We start from the raw sequence: 18,887 nt of genomic DNA, 5'->3' as shown, positions 1-18,887 counted from the left end.
GGGCGCGGAAACGCGCTTGACGCGGCACCTGGGCGGTGCCGCGTCGGGCGCGAGAATCGTTGGGGTCAGGAGGCTTTGCGGATTCCCAGGTACTGGAGGGCGGCGAAGGCGCCGACCGTGCCCGCTTGCATTACCGCCCAGATGGAACCGGCGAGGTTCAGGTCCAGGGTGCCGGTGACCAGGGCGGCGAGGCTCAGCACGACCCAGGCGGCGTTGACGAGGACCGCGGCCCGGGCGGCGGCGGTGCTGGGGTCGGCGGGGGCGCCGATGACGGCGACGGCGATGCCGTAGAGGGTGAGGAAGATGCCGATCGGGATGCCGAGCTCGCGGTCCAGGCCGAGCAGGGATTCCAGCGGGCCCGAAAGGGCCAGGTAGGCAAGGCCGTTCACGCCGGTGATCAGGGCGTCGGCGCGCAGGGACAGGCGCAGCAGTTTCGGGCCGGGGGCCATCAGGTCGGACATCATGGTGGGGGCGGTGGTGCTCATGGCGGGGCTCTTTCTCGTAAAATCAATGGGGGGAAGGTGATTCGCCTGGGTCAGGCGGCGGCGGGGACCTTGTCCAGGAAGCCGAAGACCTGGGCGATCTTGCCGTCGGTGACGACGGCGACGTCGAAGCCGATCACCACGGCCGGGCCGTCGGCCGGGCCCAGATCCCAGGTGAAGCGGACCTGATCGTGGTGGGCGTCGACCGGGCCGCCGAGGCGGAAGGTCCAGCCGGGGAACTGCGCCTGCACCCCGGCGATGACCGCCTCCAGGCCGGCGTGGCCGGCGACGTCGACCATCGGATCGACGTAGGTCGCGTCCGTGGTGAAGACCCGGGCGACAGCGGCCTTGCGGGCCTCGGCGTCGGTGGTGTTCCAGGCTTCCAGGTACTGCGCGACGAGCTCGTTCATGATCTTCCTCCAAGGCTTTGAGCTGGTATTTCTCGGTCTGTCTTGCTGACGAGAACTACGTTATGGCGCAGGGAGGGGTCGCCGAATCAGTCGCCTATAAGTACTTTTCGACGTAGGTACTTAGGTAGGGCTGTCAGCCGAGGTCGTCCGGGACGATGCGGAGCTTGTGCGCGATGCGGGCGAGGGCCTTCTGATCGGTCGTGTCGAGGGAATCGAGGACGAGGCCGCGCACAGCGCGCAGGTGGGTGGGCGCGGCCGCGTGCACGAGGTCGAAGCCGGTATCGGTGAGTTCGGCGAGGGTGTAGCGGCCGTCGGCCGGGTCGGGCGCCCGCACGACCCAGCCGCGCTGTTCACAGCGTTTGACAACGTTGGACAGCCGGGACTGCGATCCGCTCGCGAGGAAGGCGAGCTCGCCCATGCGCAAGGTGCGCTCGGGGGCCTCGGAGAGATGGCTGAGCACGAGGTACTCGAACAGGGTGAGACCGTGTTCCTGCCGCAGTGGTGATTCCAGCTTGGCGGGTAGCAGCAGAACGAGGGAGATCAGGCCGGTCCAAGCCGCCTTCTCCTGCTCATTGAGCCATCGCAGTTCATCGTTGTGCTCATCCGCGCTGCTCATGGACCTTTCCACCCTCCTGTGAAGTCTGCGATCACTTTACGCTTGAAATAAATGCTGGACGCCATGAGTTCACGTATGAAGTCATGCAGTCGAAGACAGGAAGAGGGAACATCATGAGCACCATCAGCTTCGGCGTCACTCCGGGCTTCGGGGAGAAGCTGCACGAGGCCTACGGCTACAGCGGGGCCGTTCGTGTCGGGGACCGGGTCGAGACCTCCGGCCAGGGCGGGGTCGATGACGATCTGGTCATCCCGGACTCGTTGGAGGAGGAGATCATTCGGGCCTTCGACAATGTGGAGCGCACGCTCGCCACGGTGGGAGCGACCTGGAAGGACGTCATCCACGTCAACTCGTATCACAAGGTCGCACCGGGGGACGACGCCATCGGCGACGACCACAACTCGGTCATGGCCGAGCAGTTCCGCCGTCGACTGGGCGGCCGGGCGCCGATCTGGACCGAGACCGGCGTCACGGTGCTCGGGCTCGCCGCCATGCGCGTGGAGATCCGGGTTACCGCCATCGTCGGCTCCGGGAGCTGAGCCGGCGGGTATTAGGTGCTGATGGTGGCGAGAGCGCTCCAGAGGATCGGGGAGTGTTCGATGCCACCGTCGGTGCGCCAGGAATGCAGGCGATCGCGTTGCCAATCGACGAGAGTGGCAACGGGTTCCGCGGAATCGTGTGCCTCGTCCACGGCGCAGATGGTGTCCAGTAGTGGGCGCGCGCTGGTGCCCGCGAAACGCTGGAAGGCGAGATCGGTCGGTAGAGGCCAGCGGGTGGCGGTGACGAGTTCCGCGCCGCCGGCGAGCATGGCGGCGGTCAGGCCGAGCGCTTCGGTGAAGCGCAGGTCGCCGCCGCTTTCGCAGGCGATCAGGGCGACCCGGCTCGGGATCGGCCAGAGTTCGTTTCCCGCAACGGGTTCGGATTCGAGAGTGTGGGTGCCCAGCAGGAAGTCCTTGGCGGACAGCGGGCGATGGGTGCGGGTGGCGGGTGCGAAACCGGTGGTCTCGGCGCCGCAGGTGAGGTGGAGTTCGGCGTTCTCGCTCTGGCCGGATTCCGGGACCGCCGCGGTCACGTGGCCGACGTAGAGCAGTCGGCTCGCGCCCTTGCGCAGTGCGGTGCTGAGCCAGTCGCGATCCAGGTCGGTGCGGCGGAACGCGTCGAAGGCGTTGTCGATCTCGGGCGCAAACCGCTGCTGTGCGAGGTACTCGGTGATTCGCTCGGTCAGTGTCGACGGCGCGTCCATGCGGCCGAGGACCGACCCGAGCGCGGAGTCGGCCCGGAAGCCCGGAATCCGTGGATCGAGGATCCCGATCACCGGGAGGTGCCGCTGGTCGGCCCAGTTGCGCGCGACCCGTCCCGCCAGGATGCCGGCGGGTGCCAGCAGTGCGATATCCGCGAGGTCGAGTAGCCGCAGTTCGGGGGCTGGGGCAAGAATCTCCCACGGAACCTGAGCGACTCGTGGCGACGGTTGCAATCGGATCAGGGGACGGATCCCCTGTGCATGCAGGTGCGCCAGTTGCTCGGCCAAGCCGGAGGGCAGTAGCGCTCGCGAAAGGTCCCGCGCCAGCAGGTATTCCGAATCCGGTTTCGCGAACGCAGCACTGGTCAGCGCCTGTTCGAGGCCATCGGAGGCACCCGGCACCGGCAACGCCGCCGCCAGCTGCGCCACCGCCGCATCGATCGCGTCCCCGGGCAGCATGCTCACCCCACCCGGCGCGACCTCTCCGACCCAGCGCCACGACATGTACAGATCACCCGCGTCGGCCATCCGCACCAGCACGATCGGCTGCTCCGTCGTGCGCGTCATGCGGTCACCTCCCGCTGGTCGCGGACCGGTCGTCCGTAGCGTTGCTCCGCCGCCGCGATGTAGGTCGCGAGCGCGATGTGCCCATCGGGCTCCACGATCAGGCGGGGCGGAAGCGCGACCGGGAGGCCCGCACCAGCAGCGACATCGGCCAGGGCGGCTGCCAAGCGCAGCGTGGCCGGCGGGGGGCTCGGCGCATCCGATGGCAGGGGGCCTGCCTGGACCGTGGGGCTCGTGGCGACCTGCGTGTCCCGGAGGTGCGGCTGCGCGTCTCGAGGCTGTAGTTCCCGCTCGCGGGTGTGGACGGATTCCACCGTGGCGGTCGCCGCCTGCGTGCCGGCCAGCAGCGTGCCGGGGGAGTCCGGATCGGTAGCGGGCGGGGCTTGTGGCGGGTCGAGCATTTCGATCGGGAACTGTTTGGTGCCAGGAGGTTCGGTAGCGGCGGGTTGGAGAGTGGCGCCTGCGCATTGGGTTTCGATGAGGTCGAACAGAAGTTGGGCGTCGGCGCTGAGGTAGGCGAAGCGGAAGGCGAGGCGCATGGCGGGGTCGGCGATTTGGGTGGTCCATTGGTGGCGCTGGCTGCCGTTGGGGAAGGTGTGGCGGACGGCGTCGATGGCGAGGGCGGAGGTGAGGGCGAGGTCGGTGGCGGCCGCGACGACGGGGCTGGGGTCGGTGACGTGATCGAGGACCGATTCCAGCAGCAGGGCATGCCAGAAATCGATTTGGGCGCAGTGCAATCCGAGGCCGCGATCGGCGTAGGCGGTGTAGGCCGCGGCGAGCAGAGTTTCGCCTTCGTCGACCTGGCCGCCCGCGTAGGCGACGGTGGCCAAGCGAACCTGGACGTCGGCGGCGTCCAGCACCGCGCCGGAATCGCGGAAGTAGGTGTAGGCCCGGGTGTAGAGCTCGGCCGCCTGGGTCAGGTCGTCGCGTCCTTCGGCGAGGAAGCCGAGGGTTTTCAGGCCGATCCCGGCGCGATGTCCCAGCCCCGCCTGCTCGAAGTAGTCCTGGCTGGCGCGCAGCAGCGGTTCGGCCTCGTCGTGCCGGTTCCGGCGGATGTGCATGGTGGCGAGGTTCTGCCGGGTTTCGGCGACGGCGTTGACATCGCCCGCCGCCTCGAAGGCCGCCAGTGCCTGCTGCGCGAAGTCGAGCGCCAGGTCGTGCCGGCCGCTCTCGAAGTAGGCGCCCGCCAGGTTCATCAGCGGGTGACCCGCCAGCTGTGGCGCGAAACGTACGGCGGTGTCCAGGGATTCGGTGGCGATCTCGATGGTGCGGGTCCATTGGCCGCGGTGGAAGGCGACCGCGCCCAGTGACAGCAGGCAGGCGACGCGCAGCATGCCGAGTTCCTCGCCGCTGTCGGCGAGCAAGGCGCGGGCTTCCTCCAGGGCGGCCTGCGCCGCATCCAGCTCGCCGAGGTGCTGCAAGGCCTGTGAGTAGTTCACCAGTGCGCTGCAACGCTTTTCGACGGCGTCGGCCGGGATCTCGGTCAGCGCCTCGCGGTACCAGGTGAGCGCGGTGGCGTGGTCGCCGAGTTCGTCGGCCATGCTCGCGGCATTGATCAGCGCGCTGACCCGCAGTCCCCCGGTGCTGCTCGCCGCCGCCTCGGAGAAGATGCGCAGGGCGCCGGCGACGTCGCCGCGCTGATAGGCCTCGGCGCCGGCGAGCAGCACTGCCCGCCCGTCGTCCGGCGGGGTTTCCTGATCCATCACAACTCCGGTAACTCGTCGGTCGGGTCGGTGGCGCCGCGCATCAGAAGTCCGAATCCCCGGCCGCCGCGTCGATTTCGGCCCGCAAGGGTGCGTCGAAGGCGTCGGTGACCGGCCCCGCCGCCCGCCGCAACCGAGCCGTCGCGAATTCGCGTATCCGCCTGCGGGTTTCGGTCCCGCCCCGGCCTTCGAAGTCGGGCAGGCCGATGGCCGGAACGTAGACCTCCACCGTCACGGCATCCTCCCCGGCGACGGGGGTCTGCCCGACCCAGGTGTCCCCGGCGAGCTCGAGTTCGATCTCCGCCGCTTCGGCGATCCGCGCCCGCGGCCGCAGGTGCGGCGGGATCGGGCCGGTGAGACCCGGCGCGGCGAGCACGCTGACCCGGGCGATGGTGAGCCCGGAGTCGCGGGCGAGCTCCCAGGTCACCGCCTGCTCGGAGGCGTCGAGCAAGCCGGGCGGGCACCCGCGCCAGTCCCAGCCGCCGACGCCCCGGTCCAGGGTCAGGACGTTGCCGCGGTTGCCGCCGCCCGCGGCGAGTGCGTAATCGGATTGGCGGACAGCGGCTTTCACCGGCGCTTCGAAGGGCGTGTCCGAGTCGGCGCCGTCGACGAGCATCTCGCACTGCTCGGTGTACTCGGCGATCTCCGCGGCCAGCCCCGCGGCATCCAGCGCCGCGATCCCGTCGAGTGTCGACGCGGGCCACCAGCGCGCCGCCCAGTGCGCGTAACCGAGCCGCCAGGCGTGCGCGATCAGCCGCGGCAGCTCGGGGCGCGCGGGCAGGGTGGGCCGGCCGCCGGTGTACTCGGCCGCCGCCAAGGCGACGGGCTCGCCGTAGATCGCCCAGAGCCACTCCTGGGCGGCGTCCGGATCGTCGATGACCGCGGCCGGAATGGCCTGCCCGGACAGCACACTCCAGCTCAGGTATCCGCCGGACACCTCGAGCACCATCACGTCGTTGTCCGGCGCGTCGTCGAGCACGGTGGGCGCTCCCGGCGGCGCGATACTCAGCACATCCTCGCTCCGGAACAGCGTGACCTCGGTCATCAGCTCACCCTCGATTCCAGCGAATCGAGCTCGGCGGCAAAGGAACCGGCGCTCAGCACCTTCTTCACCCGGGCCCGATGGTCCAGCATCACCGAGCGCGCCACCCCGTCGAGCAGATCCCACAGCTCATCCGGATCGAACACCGGGAACTCGCGCACGTCGCGCCCGTGCAACCGCACCCAGAGCCGGCGCAGATACGGCTGCCAGGGCGTGCGCAATTCGGCGGCTATCGCGGCCAGCGGATTCGCCGAGGGCACCTCGGCGGCGGGATCGACGGCGAGCCGACGGGCTTGCAGCACATAGGCTTCGCGCCGCCAGCGCCCGTTGATCAACCGCAGCGGCGTCGATTCCGCCGTCTCGGGATCGGTGCCAAGCCGGCGCAGCCGGGACCCGGCCGGGGTGTTGATCGGCGCGAAACCCTGGGCGAGCGTGGCGCCGGCCGCGGCCGTGACCCGCAGCGATTCGTCGAGCAGCGCCCACGGCGCGCAGCTGCGCGCGACCTCGGAGGTCACCAGTTCGGGGATCTCGGGAAGTTCGGCGCGCTCGGTGGAGGCCTGCAACACGGTGAAGACCCGCTCGTAGAGGGTGCGGTCCAACGGCAGGCCGAGCCCGGAGGTCGACGCCGAGGAACCGATGCCGGGTGCCTGCGGCAGCGCGTGCGTGGTGAGACCGAAGCGCTGCGCGCGAGTCTCCCGGTGCCACAGGGTGATTCCCGAGTGCGCGCCCGCGTGCGCGGCGATCAAGCTGTCGAACAGGTACTGCCCCTTGCCCTGACCCGAGCCGACCCGGGCGCCGGCGGCTTCCTCGAGCAGCGCGTCGAGGGAGCGCGAATGGTCCACGGCGGGCGCGGCACTGGAGGGCCGGCGCCGCCACGCGACCTCGACGAGCTGAGCGAGATCGGCCGCCCGCCCGGCATCACCCAGGTGCGCTTTCAAGGCCTGGGTCGTCCGCCCGGCCGTGAATTCGTGGATCTCGCGCAGGGCGGCCTCGGCGATGGCGCGGTCCCGCAGCGGATTCGGCAGCCCCGAGGTGGTCGCGAGCTCGAAACACCGCTGGAAATACAGATCTTGGGGATGCCCCTCGGTGATCCGCAGCGTCCGGCGCACCTGCTTGAGCACCGTGAACCAGGCCGCCGTCGCCCGCAGCACATCCGCGCTGGCGTGCACCCGGGCCGCGAGCAGCGTTGCGCCGTCGGCGGTTACCAGCGGGCCCGCGCAGCTCGGGTACTGCACCGGGCGGATCACCAGCGGGTCCAGCAGCAGCTTCACGGTGCGCCGCAAAGGGCCACCCTGTGGCCCGCTGAGCGCTTCGACCTCGTCGAGCTCACGCCACACCTCGTCCAGCACCATGGCGCGCGGTCGTCGCATTCGACCAGGTTAACGGACTTTTCGGGAATTCGGTCTGGGCAAACCTGGGATCGGTAGGCCGCGGATCGTTTCTACATTTTTCTCAACGGCACCGACAAGGGCCGGACCACACGAAAGACAAAGGAAGACATCATGAACATCAAGACCACCGCCGCCGTCCTCGCCGCCACCTCCGCCCTCGCCCTCGGCCTGACCGCCTGTGGCGACGACGCCAAGAGCAGCAACCCCACCCCGGCCGACAAGCCCGCCACCTCCGCGGCCCAGGCCCCGGCCGGCAAGTCCGCCGCCACCGTCGACGGCAAGGCGCTGACCGCCGCCTTCGACACCACCTGCGCCAAGCAGGGCGGCATCCTGGCCCTCGCGCTGACCGACAACAACAACGCCGCGCACGGCCAGCTCACCGTCAGCGCCACCATCAGCGGCGACACCGTGCAGGCGGTCGGCATCGCGGGCAGCAAGGGCGGCGCCAACGGCCTGCCCTACGCGGTCGGCTACGGCAACGGCCAGGTCGGCGGCTCGGCCAAGCTCGTCAAGGACGGCAACACCTACAAGGTCACCGGCGAGGGCGTCGGCACCCCGGACATGACCAACCCGATGGCCGGAGCGCCGGCCGCGAAGTTCGACATCACCTTCGCCTGCACGACCATCGTCGGCGCCTGAACCACCCCACCACCCACCGAATCCCGCGCTCCCGCACCGCCTGTGGGAGCGCGGGGCACTGCCCGCCAGGAGCACACCATGCGTACTACCGCCCGCACCGCGGCCCTCGTCTTCGGCCTCTTCGCCATCGGCTTCTATCTCTTCCACGGCCTGACCGCCGATACCTCCGACCCGTTCGCCATGCCCTGGATCGGCCCGCAGATGGCCTTGCCGATCATCGCCCTGACCATCGTCCCGATCGTGTTCGCCTTCACCGGCGAAGGCATCCTGCAGGCCCTGACCGGCAACAACAGCTCCGAGTTCCGGGGCGGCCTGATGGGCATCGGCACCGTCAAGTCGTTCCACCACACCGGTGTCACCCTCAACGACCAGCCGCAGGTCCGGATCGACTTCAGCGTGGAGGGCGCGGACGGCAAGGTGTTCCACTCGACCGCCCGCATGGTGGTGCCGCTGACCGAACTCGCCCTGCTGCGCCCGGGTGTGGTGCTGCCGGTGCGGTACCTGCCCGAGCGCACCGACAAGGTCGAGGTCGACATGTCCGGCAACGCCGCCGAGGCGCAGCGCGCCATGAACCAGTCGATGATCCGCAAGGGCTTCACCACGCCGGCGAAGCTGGACATCGCGGCGCGCGGCGTGCGGGCCCAGGCGGTGGTGCAGTCGCTGTCGGTACCGGGCGAGATCCGCGACGGGCACTCCCGCATCGACCTCGGACTGGTCGTCACCCGCCCCGACGGCAGCGCCTTCGCTACCCACACGGAGAAGTTCCTGCCGCCCGCCATGGTCGGCAATGTGCAGGTCGGCCGGATCGTGCAGGTGCACTACCTGCCCGGCGACGAGCGGGAGGTGGTGCTGTCACTGCCGGTCAACGCGTGAACCGCCACGAAAACCGCTCCGAAGTCCCATAATCCCGGTGTTCGCCAGTGCGACTGGTGTGCGCCGGGATTCGTCGTTTGCTGACAGCAAACTGAGGGTTACCTAATTGGTCGCGCGTTCACCTTCTCGTTTCCCGGGGCTGGTTTCCGCGGTTTACCGTCCGCCCGACAGCCCGAGTTCAGGAGTAACCCGTGAAACCGCTCGCCCTTTTCGTCAAGCACGACGGCCAGTCCGCGCGCGCCGCCGTGACCTGTGAATACAAGTGCGGCAATGCCTGCTTCCACGAGCCGCCCAATACCTCCGGCGGCGCGTACTTCGGCGACATCGTCGCCGGCCTGAACCGGCGTGGCCTGATCAAGGGCGGCGCGGCCGCCGTCCTCGCGGTCGGCGCGGGCAGCGCCCTGGTGGCCTGTAGCGACGACGCGCCGACCGACGCGCCCACCCCGGTGGCCAAGGCCGCGGGCACACCCGGCACCGGCACCGCCTACACCGCCGTCGCCCCGAACAAGGAAGACGCGGTCGTCATCCCCGAGGGCTACGAGCAGGGCGTCGTAATCCGCTGGGGCGACCCGATCTTCGCCGACGCGCCCGCGTTCGACTTCGACAAGCAGACCGCCGCGGCGCAGGCCAAGCAGTTCGGCTACAACAACGACTTCGCCGCCCTGCTGCCGATCGAGGGCCAGGCCAATTCCTATCTGCTGGTGGTCAACCACGAGTACACCACCGGGCCGCACATGTTCCGCGGCTACAACAAGGACGCCCCGACCCCCGAGCAGATCGCCATCACGCTGGCGGCGCACGGCCTGTCGGTCGTCGAGGTCAAGGGCGATTCCGGCTCCGGCAAGCTGACCCCGGTGTTCGGCAAGTACAACCGCCGCATCACCGCGACCACCGAGTTCACGCTGACCGGCCCGGCCGCGGGCAGCGCCTTCGTCACCACCTCCGCCGATCCCACCGGCACCAAGATCCTGGGCACCTTCGCCAACTGCGCGGGCGGCGTAACACCTTGGGGCACCATTCTTTCCGGCGAAGAGAACTTCAACGGCTACTTCGCCAACGGCGACAAGATCGGCAACACCCGGACCAAGCGCTACGGCTTCGCCGCGGGCAAGACCGCCAACGGCTGGGAGACCGCCGACAAGCGCTTCGACCTGGAGAAGGAGCCGTTCGAGGCGAACCGCTTCGGATACGTGATCGAGGTGGACCCGTGGGACCCGAACTCGGTGCCGGTCAAGCACTCCGCGCTGGGCCGCCTCAAGCACGAGGGCGCGACCATCTACGTCACCCCCGGCGGTGACGTCGTCTCCTACACCGGCGACGACGAGAAGTTCGACTACATGTACAAGTTCATCTCCAAGCGCAAGATCCAGTCCGGCACCAGCGCGTCGGCCCGCCGCGAGAACATGAAGATCCTGACCGAGGGCACGCTCTACGTCGCGAAGCTGAGCGGCGATCACGCCGACAAGGTCGACGGCACCGGGGCGGTCCCCTCGGCGCAGGGCTTCACCGGCAAGGGCACCTGGATTCCGCTGCTGGAGTCCACCGCGGACGGCAAGGGCAAGTCGCTGGTCGAGGGCATGTCGGCGGCCGAGGTCGCGGTGTTCACCCGGCTGGCCGCGGACAAGGTCGGCGCCACCAAGATGGACCGCCCCGAGGACTTCGAGGCCAACCCCTACACCGGCAAGGTCTACGTCGCGCTGACCAACAACGACAACCGCGGCGCCGAGGGCAAAGCCGGTGTGGACGAGGCGAATCCGCGCAAGCTGAACAAGAACGGCCAGATCCTCGAGATCGACGACAAGCACACCGGGACCGAGTTCACCTGGTCGCTGCTGCTGGTCTGCGGTGACCCGGCCGCCGCCGACACCTACTACGCCGGTTTCGACAAGACCAAGGTCAGCCCGATCTCCTGCCCGGACAACCTGGCCTTCGACCCGTACGGCAACCTGTGGATCTCCACCGACGGCAACGCCCTCAAGTCCAACGACGGCCTGTTCTCGGTGATCCTCGACGGCCCGAATCGCGGTGAGACCAAACAGTTCCTGACGGTGCCGCGCGGCGGCGAGACCTGCGGCCCGATCGTCACCGAGCAGCGCGTCATGGTGTGCGTGCAGCATCCGGGCGAGGCCGACGACGCCACCCCGGACAACCCGCTGTCGCACTGGCCCGACGGCGGCACCGCCCAGCCGCGGCCGTCGGTGGTCGCGGTGTGGAAGAAGGGCGGCGCCCGCATCGGCGTCTAGCGGCTACATATTGGCGAAGCGGGCGAAATCGCCCTGGGCGCCGCTGTAGACGTTGAGGTCGACCCGGGCCGGGATGCCCGGGATGGTGCCGCTGTCGGTGGTCTGCCAGAAGGTCCAGGTAGGCCACCCGCCGGGCACCTCGGGTTCGGGGTTGCCGCGGTAGTCGGCGATCCACAGCGGATACCGGGTGAACTGATCGGTGTTCGCCATGGCCGTCTTCCAGAAGTTCGGATAGGTGTAGACGATCGGCATCCGCCCGGTCAGCGACTGCACCGTGGTCAAGTAGCGCTGGGTCCAGTCGATCAGCGCGGCGGGGGGCAGGCCGCCGGTGGTCTCGAGGTCGAGCACCGGCGGCAGGTCCAGTGCGCCGTTCTGGCCGAGGACCGCGGTCGCGTACAGCGCGGCCTGCGCTTCCGGCGGCAACTCGGGGTGCGCGTAGTGGTAGGTGCCGCGGGCGACGCCGGCCGCCCGCATGATCAGGCTGTCGCTGACGAAGTGCGGATTCACGTAGTTCAGGCCCTCGGTCGCCTTGACCATCGCGAATTCGTAGCCCGCGTGGCGTACGGCGAACCAGTCGATCAGCATCTTGTCCGGATGCTGCCAGGACGAAACGTCGGGGCCCTCGGGTGCGGCCGCCGCCTGCGGTGCGGTGAGGATGCCCGCGGTCACGATCGAGACTGCCATCCAGCTGGAGCGCCTGGTATCCATGACAGCCGACGATAGCGAAATGCTCTAATTGTCCCGCGTCCGGGTGTCGCTCACCACACCCGCGGGCTGGGTGATCGTGAAGGAATCGCCCCGCAACGGGCCGGGAGCGATCGCGCCGCAGGGATGCACGCTCCAGGTGCGCACCTCGTAGTCGCCGAACGGTTTTCCGTCGGCGGTGACCTCGGTGAATTCGACCGGGGTGAAATCCGGTGCGTTGCAGGGGATGGTCTCGCCGACGGCGAGCGCGAGTTTCGGGGCGATGCCGGGCAGCCGCAGGCTCTGCTCCTTGGTCCAGTCGGCGGTGGTGTTCGCCAGGACCAGGCGATAGGTGTCGGCGCCGTCCCAGGTCACCGTGGCCCGCATGACATCGCCCGGCGCCACCGCCGGCTCGGTCCAGGCCTCCGGCGCTTTCTGATCACGCAGCGAGGGCGCCTCGAAGAAGGCGCCGTACTCGACCGCGCCCAGCGCGCACACGGTGGAGGTGCCGGTCTGGATCAGCGTCATGTCGTGGCCGTCGCCGCCGACCAGCCCGACCCAGTAGCTCATGTGCGGCACGAACTGGGTGACCACCAGGCCCAGCGGATTGGCCAGCATGCCGGGCGTCTTGATCAACGAGGAGCCGGTGCCGATGATGTTCTCCAGGCCGCCGGTGAGGCCGGCGAAAGCGTTGCAGGAGATGGTCGGCTGGGTCCAGCGGGCCGAGACGGACTGCACCGGCGCGGTGACCGAGTAGCCGCTGTAGACCTCGGCGGCCTGGGGTTTCGCCGTCGCGGACGGGATCTGCAGCAGCCCGGCACCGAGGACCGCCGCCAGGGGCACGGTCAGGATGAGACGTCTCGGCCGCTTGTCCATAGCGGCAGTGTATGACCGAAATGTCCGGTCGCCGGGGACGCGCGCGTTACCCCAGCCAGTCCAGCACCGAGGCCGCGGTCCAGGACTGCTGCATGCTGCCCAGCGGCTCCCCGGTGAACGGCTCGTAGTACTCGGCGAAGGTGCCGTCGCTGGCCTGGCGCAGGCCTTCGGCGCGCAGCATGAACGAGCGCTCGGCCCAGCCGCGGCGGGCGAACACCCAGGAGAACAGCCAGCTCATCACCGGCCAGACCGGGCCGCGCCAGTATTCGCGCGAGCGGAAGTCCTTCGACACCGGCGAGGTCGAGGGCGGCAGCGCGTAGCGCAGATCCGGGTGGCCGCAGTAGCTCGGCCCCTCGAACAGGCGCAGCAGGGCGCGTTCGGTATCGCGCGGCAGGCCACCGGAGATCAGCGGCGCGAACACCGCGAGCGTCTCGGTGGTGATCGGGCGGCGCAGGCGCAGATCGTAATCGTGGGCGGCGCCGGACCGGGCGTCGGCGGTCTCGACGACGCCCTTGCGGAACCGCGCGGCCCAGGTGTGCAGCTCGCGCACGTCGGCGTTGGGCTGCTTGTACTCCTCGCCGATATTGGCCAGCACCTCACACGCCAGCGCGAAGATCGCGGTGACGAACACGTCCTCCACAGCGAAACTCATGGTCGAGGCGAGCTGGTAATCGTCGTAGCCCGACCGCCGCATCTGCTCGACCAGCCACAGGTAGCGGTCGTATTCGCGATCGCTCGGGCGCTGGGTGGGGTCGGAGACGATCGCGGTGTCGGCGCGCTGATAGGGCGGCAGCACGCCGGGAATCACGTTCTCGTAGGCGCGGTCCCAGCGCGGCGAGTTGTCCATGCCCGATTCCCAGCCGTGGTACAGGGTGATCCGGCCGCTCTCCTTCGGATCCCGGGCGTGCGCCAGCCAGCGGTGCCAGCGCACCAGATCCGGCCAGCGCCGGTTCAAGAACTCCTCGGCCACCGCGCGGGTGCTGCGGCCGTGCCGCCGCGAATGATCCAGGATGCGCTGCACCGCGATGGCGTGCACCGGCGGCTGGGTGATGCCCGAGGTGTCGGGGCCGTCGGGCGCGTTCGCGGCCAGCTTGCGGCATTCCCAGCGGGCCGGGCCGGGGAAGTAGCCGTCGACGCCGTTGGCGAAGACGATGTGCGGGATCATCCCGTTCTTCCACTGCGCCGAGAGCAGGGTGTCCAGCTCGACAACCGCGCGTTCCACGCTCAGCGGTGCGAGACCGACCGCGACGAACGCGGCGTCCCAACTCCACATGTGCGGGTACAGGCGGGGCGCGGCACTGGTCATGGTGCCCAGATCGTTGCCCCGCAGCAGATAGGCGGCGCGAGCCGCGAGCTGAGTGGGGGTGAATCCCGGGTGCGCCATCCCCCTATTCTGCGGTGCGACGCGCAGGTATGCCCGGCCGGAGGCGAACTGGGACCCCCGGCCGGTCGGCAAGTGTGCGGCAGATCTCACATGCGTGCATCGGCGGCCCGGCCCCCGGCGCTACGGGTTACCCCCGGGTTTGTGCCAAGCCACTACGGTGGGGCCCCATGACCACTGCCGTGACCAGCCTCCCGAAGCCGACCGCACTGATCACCGGCGCCAGCCGCGGGCTCGGCGCCGCCATCGCCAGGGAACTCGCGCCGAGCTACGAACTGCTGCTCGGCGCCCGCTCCGCCGACGCGCTGGGGCCGATCCTGGCCGAATTGCCCGGCGCCACCGGCTGGCCCGTGCCGCTGACCGACTACGCGGCCGTGGCCGCGGCAGTGCCGGAGATCGAGCGCCTGGATGTGCTTGTTCACAACGCCGGCATCGCCGACCTCGGGACGATCGCCGAGTCGTCGGTGGAGCAGTGGCGGAATACGTTGGAGGCCAACGTGATTGCCGTTGCCGAGCTGACCCGGCTGCTGCTGCCCGCGCTGCGCCGCTCGGGCGGGCACGTGGTGCTGATCAATTCGGGCGCCGGGCTGCGCGCGAACGCGGGCTGGGCTTCCTACGCGGCGAGCAAATTCGCGCTCAAGGCCTTCGGCGACGCGCTGCGCCTCGAGGAGCCGCAGCTGCGGGTGACCTCGATTCACCCGGGGCGCATCGACACCGACATGCAGCGCGAGATCATCGCGGGCGAGGGCCGCGAGTACCAGCCCGAGGAATTCCTCACCCCGCAGACCGTCGCCTGGACGGTGCGCAACGCCCTGGACACCCCGCGCGACGCGCACCCGACCGAGATCGTGCTGCGCCCCTTCGGCTGAGCGCCGCACTCGTCGATCTCGGTTCGCGAACACGCCCGCGCGGGTTGGGCCCAAGGCCATCTTCGCTGGTTAGAGTGCCGGAAATTATACATTCCGGACACCATCGAGGGCAGGGACGTGGACAGACGAGGCTTGCTGACAATGCTGGCCGCGGGCACGGCGGCCGCGCTGAGCGGATGCGCCGGTGCCGAGGGCGAGCCCGCGGGCAAACCTTCGGCGGCGCTGGTGGCGGAGCTACCGAAGCCGCTGCCCGCGCCGCCCCGGCTGGCGCCACCGCCCGGCGGGCCGAAGGTCCCGATCCCGGCGCAGACCATCACCGCGCTGCCCGGGCCGGGCTCGAGCATGGCGCTCACCGTCGACGACGGGGCCAGCCCCGAGGTGGTCGGCGCCTACATCCAGTTCGCCAGGGACACCGGCGCCCGGTTCACCTTTTTCGTGACCGCGCAGTACGACTCGTGGTCGATTCACCGAGACGCGTTGCGCCCCTTGGTGGATTCCGGCCAGATCCAGCTCGCCAACCACACCTGGAGCCACGCCGATCTCACCGCGATCTCCGGCGCGGCCGTCGCCGCTCAGCTCGAGGGCGCGAAAACATTCCTGCACAACACCTTCGGCGTCGACGGCACCCCGTACTACCGCCCGCCGTTCGGCCGCCACAACGGCACCGTCGACCGCATCGCCGCCGACCTCGGCTACACCGTCCCCACCATGTGGTACGGCTCGCTGTCCGACTCGGGCGTCATCACCGAGCAGTACCTGATCGAATGCGCGCACAAGTATTTCAACCCGCAGACCATCATCATCGGCCACGCCAACGCCCCGGCCGTCACCCACTGCTATGGGCAACTGGTCGACATCATCCGGGAACGCAACCTGTCGATGGTCACCCTGAACGACGTCCTCGCGCCGGCCTGAAAAGTAAAGCGCCCACGCCGTTTTCGACGTGGGCGCTTTCCGGAACGGCTACGCGACGATGTTGATCAGGCGGCCCGGGACGACGATCAGCTTGCGCGGGGCGGCGCCGTTCAGCAGGGCCGCGATCTTCTCGTCGGCCAGGGCGGCCGCTTCGATGGTCGCGGTGTCGGCGTCGGCGGGGACCTGGATCCGGCTGCGGACCTTGCCGTTGACCTGGATCGGGTACTCCACCGTCTCGTCGACCAGCAGGGCCGGGTCGGCGACCGGGAAGGGGCCGTGCGCCAGGGATTCGGGGTGGCCCAGGCGTTCCCACAGTTCCTCGGCGATGTGCGGGGACAGCGGCGCCAGCATCAGGACCAGCGACTCCACCACGTGGCGGGGCGCACCCTGCGGGTAGTTCTTGGTGAGGTGATTGGTCAGCTCGATCAGCTTGGCGCCGGCGGTGTTGTCGCGCAGCGCGGCGTAATCCTCGTCCACACCGGCGATGGTCTTGTGCAGCAGGCGAGCCGTCTCGGCGGACGGATCGCCCTCGGTGACCCGGACCCCGCCGGTCTCCTCGTCCACCACCAGCCGCCAGACCCGCTGCAGGAAGCGGTGCGCGCCGACGACGTCCTTGGTGGCCCACGGGCGCGAGGTATCCAGCGGACCCATCGACATCTCGTAGAAGCGGAAGGTGTCGGCGCCGTACAGATCGCACATCTCGTCGGGGGAGATGGCGTTCTTCAGCGACTTGCCGATCTTGCCGTACTCCTGGAAGACCTCGGCCTCGACGCCCGCGGTGTCGGTCCAGAAGAACTTGCCGTCACGCTCGACCACCTCGGCGGCGGGCACGTAGGCGCCGCGCGCGTCGGTGTAGGCGAAGGCCTGGATGTAGCCCTGGTTGAACAGGCGCCGGTACGGCTCGCGGCCGCTCACGTCACCCAGATCGAAGAGCACCTTCTGCCAGAACCGCGCGTACAGCAGGTGCAGCACCGCGTGCTCGACGCCGCCGACGTACAGATCGACGCCACCCGGGTCGTTCGGGCCGTGCTCGGCCGGGCGCGGGCCCACCCAGTAGCTCTCGTTCTCCTTGGCGCAGAACACTTCCGAGTTGGTCGGGTCGGTGTAGCGCAGCTGATACCAGGAGCTGCCCGCCCAGTTCGGCATGACGTTGGTGTCGCGCCGGTACCGCTTCGGGCCGTCGCCCAGATCCAGTTCGACGTTGACCCAGTCGGTGGCCTTGGCCAGCGGCGGGGACGGCTCGGAGTTCGCGTCGTCCGGGTCGAAGGTGACCGGCGCGAAATCCGCCATCTCCGGAAGTTGCACGGGCAGCATCGATTCCGGCAGCGCGTGCGCGGCGCCGGTCTCGTCGTAGACGATCGGGAAGGGCTCGCCCCAGTAGCGCTGGCGCGCGAACAGCCAGTCGCGCAGCTTGTACTGCACGGTGCCCGCGCCGTTGCCCTGCTCTTCCAGCTTGCCGACGATCGTGGCCTTGGCCTCCTCGACCGAAAGCCCGTCCAGGTATTCGGAATTGACCAGTTTGCCGTCGCCGGAGTACGCGGCGGCGCACACGTCGCCGCCGGCGATGACCTCCACGATCGGCAGGCCGAAGGCGTCCGCGAAATCCCAGTCGCGCTGGTCGTGGCCGGGCACCGCCATGATGGCGCCGGTGCCGTAGCCGCTCAGCACATAGTCGGCGATGAACACCGGGACCGGCGCGCCGTTGGCGGGGTTCACCGCGTAGGCGCCCAAGAAGACGCCGGTCTTCTCCTTGTTCTCCTGACGCTCCAGATCCGACTTGGCGGCGATCGACTTCCGGTATGCCGCAACCGCTTCGGCGGGCGTGCCGCCGGCGTTGGTCCAGCGCGCGTCGGTGCCCTCGGGGTAGACGGCGGTGACCAGCCGGTCGACCAGCTCGTGCTCGGGCGCCAGCACCAGGTAGGTGGCGCCGAACAGGGTGTCGGGCCGGGTGGTGAAGACCTCGATCGGCCCGGCGGGCGAGTCGAACCTCACCTGCGCGCCGCGCGAACGCCCGATCCAGTTGCGCTGCATGGACTTCACGTTGTCCGGCCAGTCCAGCAGGTCCAGGTCGTCGACCAGGCGGTCGGAGTAGGCGGTGATCCGCATCATCCACTGCCACAGGCGCTTACGGAACACCGGGAAGTTGCCGCGCTCGCTGCGGCCGTCGGCGGTGACCTCTTCGTTGGACAGCACCGTGCCCAGGCCGGGGCACCAGTTCACCACCGAATCGGTCTGGTAGACCAGGCGATAGGAGTCGATCAGCGCGGCCCGCTCGGCGGGTGACAGGCTCGCCCAGTCCTGGCCCTCGGGGGCGCGGCGGGCGCCGCTCTCGAACTGGGCCTCCAGCTCCGCGATCGGGCGCGCCCGGCCGACTTCCTGGTCGTACCAGGCGTTGTAGATGCGCAGGAAGATCCACTGCGTCCAGCGGTAGTACTCGGGATCGGTGGTGGCGAAGGTGCGGCGGCGGTCGTGGCCCAGGCCCAGCCGGTCCAGCTGGCGCTGCATGGTCGCGATGTTGGACATGGTGGTGTCGCGCGGGTGCGCACCGGTCTGCACGGCGTACTGCTCGGCGGGCAGGCCGAAGGCGTCGTAGCCCAGCGCGTGCAGCACGTTGCGGCCCTGCATGCGGTGGTAGCGCGCGAACACGTCGGTGGCGATGTAGCCCAGCGGGTGCCCGACGTGCAGGCCCGCGCCCGAGGGGTAGGGGAACATGTCCTGGACGAACAGCTTGTCGGCGGGAGTCGCCCCGGACAGCGGGCCGGTCGGGTTCGGCGCGTAGAAGGTGCCGCGTGCTACCCAGTTCTCCTGCCACCGGCGTTCGATGCGGCCCGCGAGGTCGGCGCTGTACCGGTGCTCGGGTACATCGCTCTCATTGCCACGGTTGTCCTGCACGGTCCTGCCTTCTTGTCCTCGCCGATCACCGACAAAAGTAAATGTGTATCAGGGTAGAGCGTCGGGC

At 69.5% G+C, this 18,887-nt stretch carries 17 protein-coding genes; 6 read left to right on the top strand and 11 right to left on the bottom strand.

The genetic code is table 11. From position 1 onward, the window contains the following. Positions 1-65 precede the first annotated feature (65 nt). The 3 genes from AB0H76_RS23650 to AB0H76_RS23640 form a co-directional block, all read right to left on the bottom strand. Positions 66-485, bottom strand: a complete 420-nt coding sequence (locus tag AB0H76_RS23650) for a hypothetical protein (RefSeq protein ID WP_357327788.1) — start codon at positions 483-485, stop codon at positions 66-68. Between the two features lie 50 nt (positions 486-535). Beyond that, positions 536-892 carry a nuclear transport factor 2 family protein gene (locus AB0H76_RS23645; protein WP_357327785.1) on the bottom strand — a complete coding sequence of 119 codons (357 nt, stop codon included), beginning with the start codon at positions 890-892 and terminating at the stop codon, positions 536-538. Between the two features lie 133 nt (positions 893-1,025). Continuing rightward, entirely contained in the window at positions 1,026-1,508 is a 483-nt protein-coding gene (locus AB0H76_RS23640; RefSeq protein ID WP_357327782.1) for a MarR family winged helix-turn-helix transcriptional regulator, read from the bottom strand. A gap of 113 nt (positions 1,509-1,621) precedes the next feature. Here AB0H76_RS23640 and AB0H76_RS23635 point away from each other — a divergent pair, with 113 nt between their 5' ends. Continuing rightward, positions 1,622-2,047: a Rid family hydrolase gene (locus tag AB0H76_RS23635; RefSeq protein ID WP_357327779.1), complete on the top strand. Its 426-nt coding sequence runs from the start codon at positions 1,622-1,624 to the stop codon at positions 2,045-2,047. An 11-nt stretch (positions 2,048-2,058) separates the two neighbouring features. Here AB0H76_RS23635 and AB0H76_RS23630 read toward each other — a convergent pair whose 3' ends face one another. Genes AB0H76_RS23630 through AB0H76_RS23615 form a run of 4 tightly spaced genes read right to left on the bottom strand, consistent with a single transcriptional unit; the run spans position 2,059 to position 7,409 of the window. After that, positions 2,059-3,315, bottom strand: a complete 1,257-nt coding sequence (locus tag AB0H76_RS23630; protein WP_357327776.1) for a CHAT domain-containing protein — start codon at positions 3,313-3,315, stop codon at positions 2,059-2,061. Further along, positions 3,312-5,015: a tetratricopeptide repeat protein gene (locus AB0H76_RS23625; RefSeq protein ID WP_357327773.1), complete on the bottom strand. Its 1,704-nt coding sequence runs from the start codon at positions 5,013-5,015 to the stop codon at positions 3,312-3,314. Before AB0H76_RS23625 ends, AB0H76_RS23630 begins: the two co-directional genes overlap by 4 nt. A gap of 43 nt (positions 5,016-5,058) precedes the next feature. Continuing rightward, positions 5,059-6,060 carry a hypothetical protein gene (locus AB0H76_RS23620; protein ID WP_357327770.1) on the bottom strand — a complete coding sequence of 334 codons (1,002 nt, stop codon included), beginning with the start codon at positions 6,058-6,060 and terminating at the stop codon, positions 5,059-5,061. After that, a complete protein-coding gene (locus tag AB0H76_RS23615; RefSeq protein WP_357329842.1) occupies positions 6,060-7,409 on the bottom strand; it encodes a hypothetical protein in 1,350 nt (449 codons plus the stop codon). Before AB0H76_RS23615 ends, AB0H76_RS23620 begins: the two co-directional genes overlap by 1 nt. Positions 7,410-7,559: 150 nt before the next feature. Here AB0H76_RS23615 and AB0H76_RS23610 point away from each other — a divergent pair, with 150 nt between their 5' ends. The 3 genes from AB0H76_RS23610 (at position 7,560) to AB0H76_RS23600 (ending at position 11,203) form a co-directional block, all read left to right on the top strand. Next, entirely contained in the window at positions 7,560-8,087 is a 528-nt protein-coding gene (locus tag AB0H76_RS23610; protein WP_357327767.1) for a lipoprotein LpqH, read from the top strand. A gap of 78 nt (positions 8,088-8,165) precedes the next feature. Beyond that, on the top strand, positions 8,166-8,960 hold the full coding sequence (locus AB0H76_RS23605; RefSeq protein ID WP_357327764.1) for a hypothetical protein: 795 nt from the start codon (positions 8,166-8,168) through the stop codon (positions 8,958-8,960). A 191-nt stretch (positions 8,961-9,151) separates the two neighbouring features. Further along, positions 9,152-11,203, top strand: coding sequence for a PhoX family phosphatase (locus tag AB0H76_RS23600; RefSeq protein ID WP_357327761.1), 2,052 nt, complete (start codon positions 9,152-9,154; stop codon positions 11,201-11,203). Positions 11,204-11,206: 3 nt separating this feature from the next. Here AB0H76_RS23600 and AB0H76_RS23595 read toward each other — a convergent pair whose 3' ends face one another. From AB0H76_RS23595 to AB0H76_RS23585, 3 genes are read right to left on the bottom strand one after another with little or no spacing between them, the layout of a single operon-like run. After that, positions 11,207-11,911 carry a glycoside hydrolase family 25 protein gene (locus AB0H76_RS23595; RefSeq protein WP_357327758.1) on the bottom strand — a complete coding sequence of 235 codons (705 nt, stop codon included), beginning with the start codon at positions 11,909-11,911 and terminating at the stop codon, positions 11,207-11,209. A gap of 24 nt (positions 11,912-11,935) precedes the next feature. Continuing rightward, complete coding sequence (locus AB0H76_RS23590; RefSeq protein WP_357327755.1) at positions 11,936-12,763, bottom strand: G1 family glutamic endopeptidase; 828 nt, start codon at positions 12,761-12,763, stop codon at positions 11,936-11,938. 46 nt (positions 12,764-12,809) lie between these two features. Beyond that, complete coding sequence (locus AB0H76_RS23585) at positions 12,810-14,147, bottom strand: glycogen debranching protein (protein ID WP_357327752.1); 1,338 nt, start codon at positions 14,145-14,147, stop codon at positions 12,810-12,812. Between the two features lie 167 nt (positions 14,148-14,314). On the opposite strand from AB0H76_RS23585, the gene AB0H76_RS23580 reads away from it, so the two are divergent. Next, positions 14,315-15,013, top strand: coding sequence for an SDR family oxidoreductase (locus tag AB0H76_RS23580; protein ID WP_357327749.1), 699 nt, complete (start codon positions 14,315-14,317; stop codon positions 15,011-15,013). A gap of 141 nt (positions 15,014-15,154) precedes the next feature. Next, positions 15,155-15,928: a polysaccharide deacetylase family protein gene (locus tag AB0H76_RS23575; protein WP_357329840.1), complete on the top strand. Its 774-nt coding sequence runs from the start codon at positions 15,155-15,157 to the stop codon at positions 15,926-15,928. Positions 15,929-15,976: 48 nt separating this feature from the next. Here the strand turns inward: AB0H76_RS23575 and leuS are convergent, their stop codons facing one another. Further along, a complete protein-coding gene (gene leuS / locus AB0H76_RS23570) occupies positions 15,977-18,820 on the bottom strand; it encodes a leucine--tRNA ligase (RefSeq protein ID WP_357327746.1) in 2,844 nt (947 codons plus the stop codon). Positions 18,821-18,887 lie beyond the last annotated feature (67 nt).

The organism is Nocardia sp. NPDC050712 (assembly GCF_040654295.1).
Taxonomy (GTDB): Bacteria; Actinomycetota; Actinomycetes; order Mycobacteriales; family Mycobacteriaceae; genus Nocardia.
The sequence above is the reverse complement of the archived record's forward strand: the minus strand, read 5'-3'. Positions and strand labels throughout refer to the sequence as shown.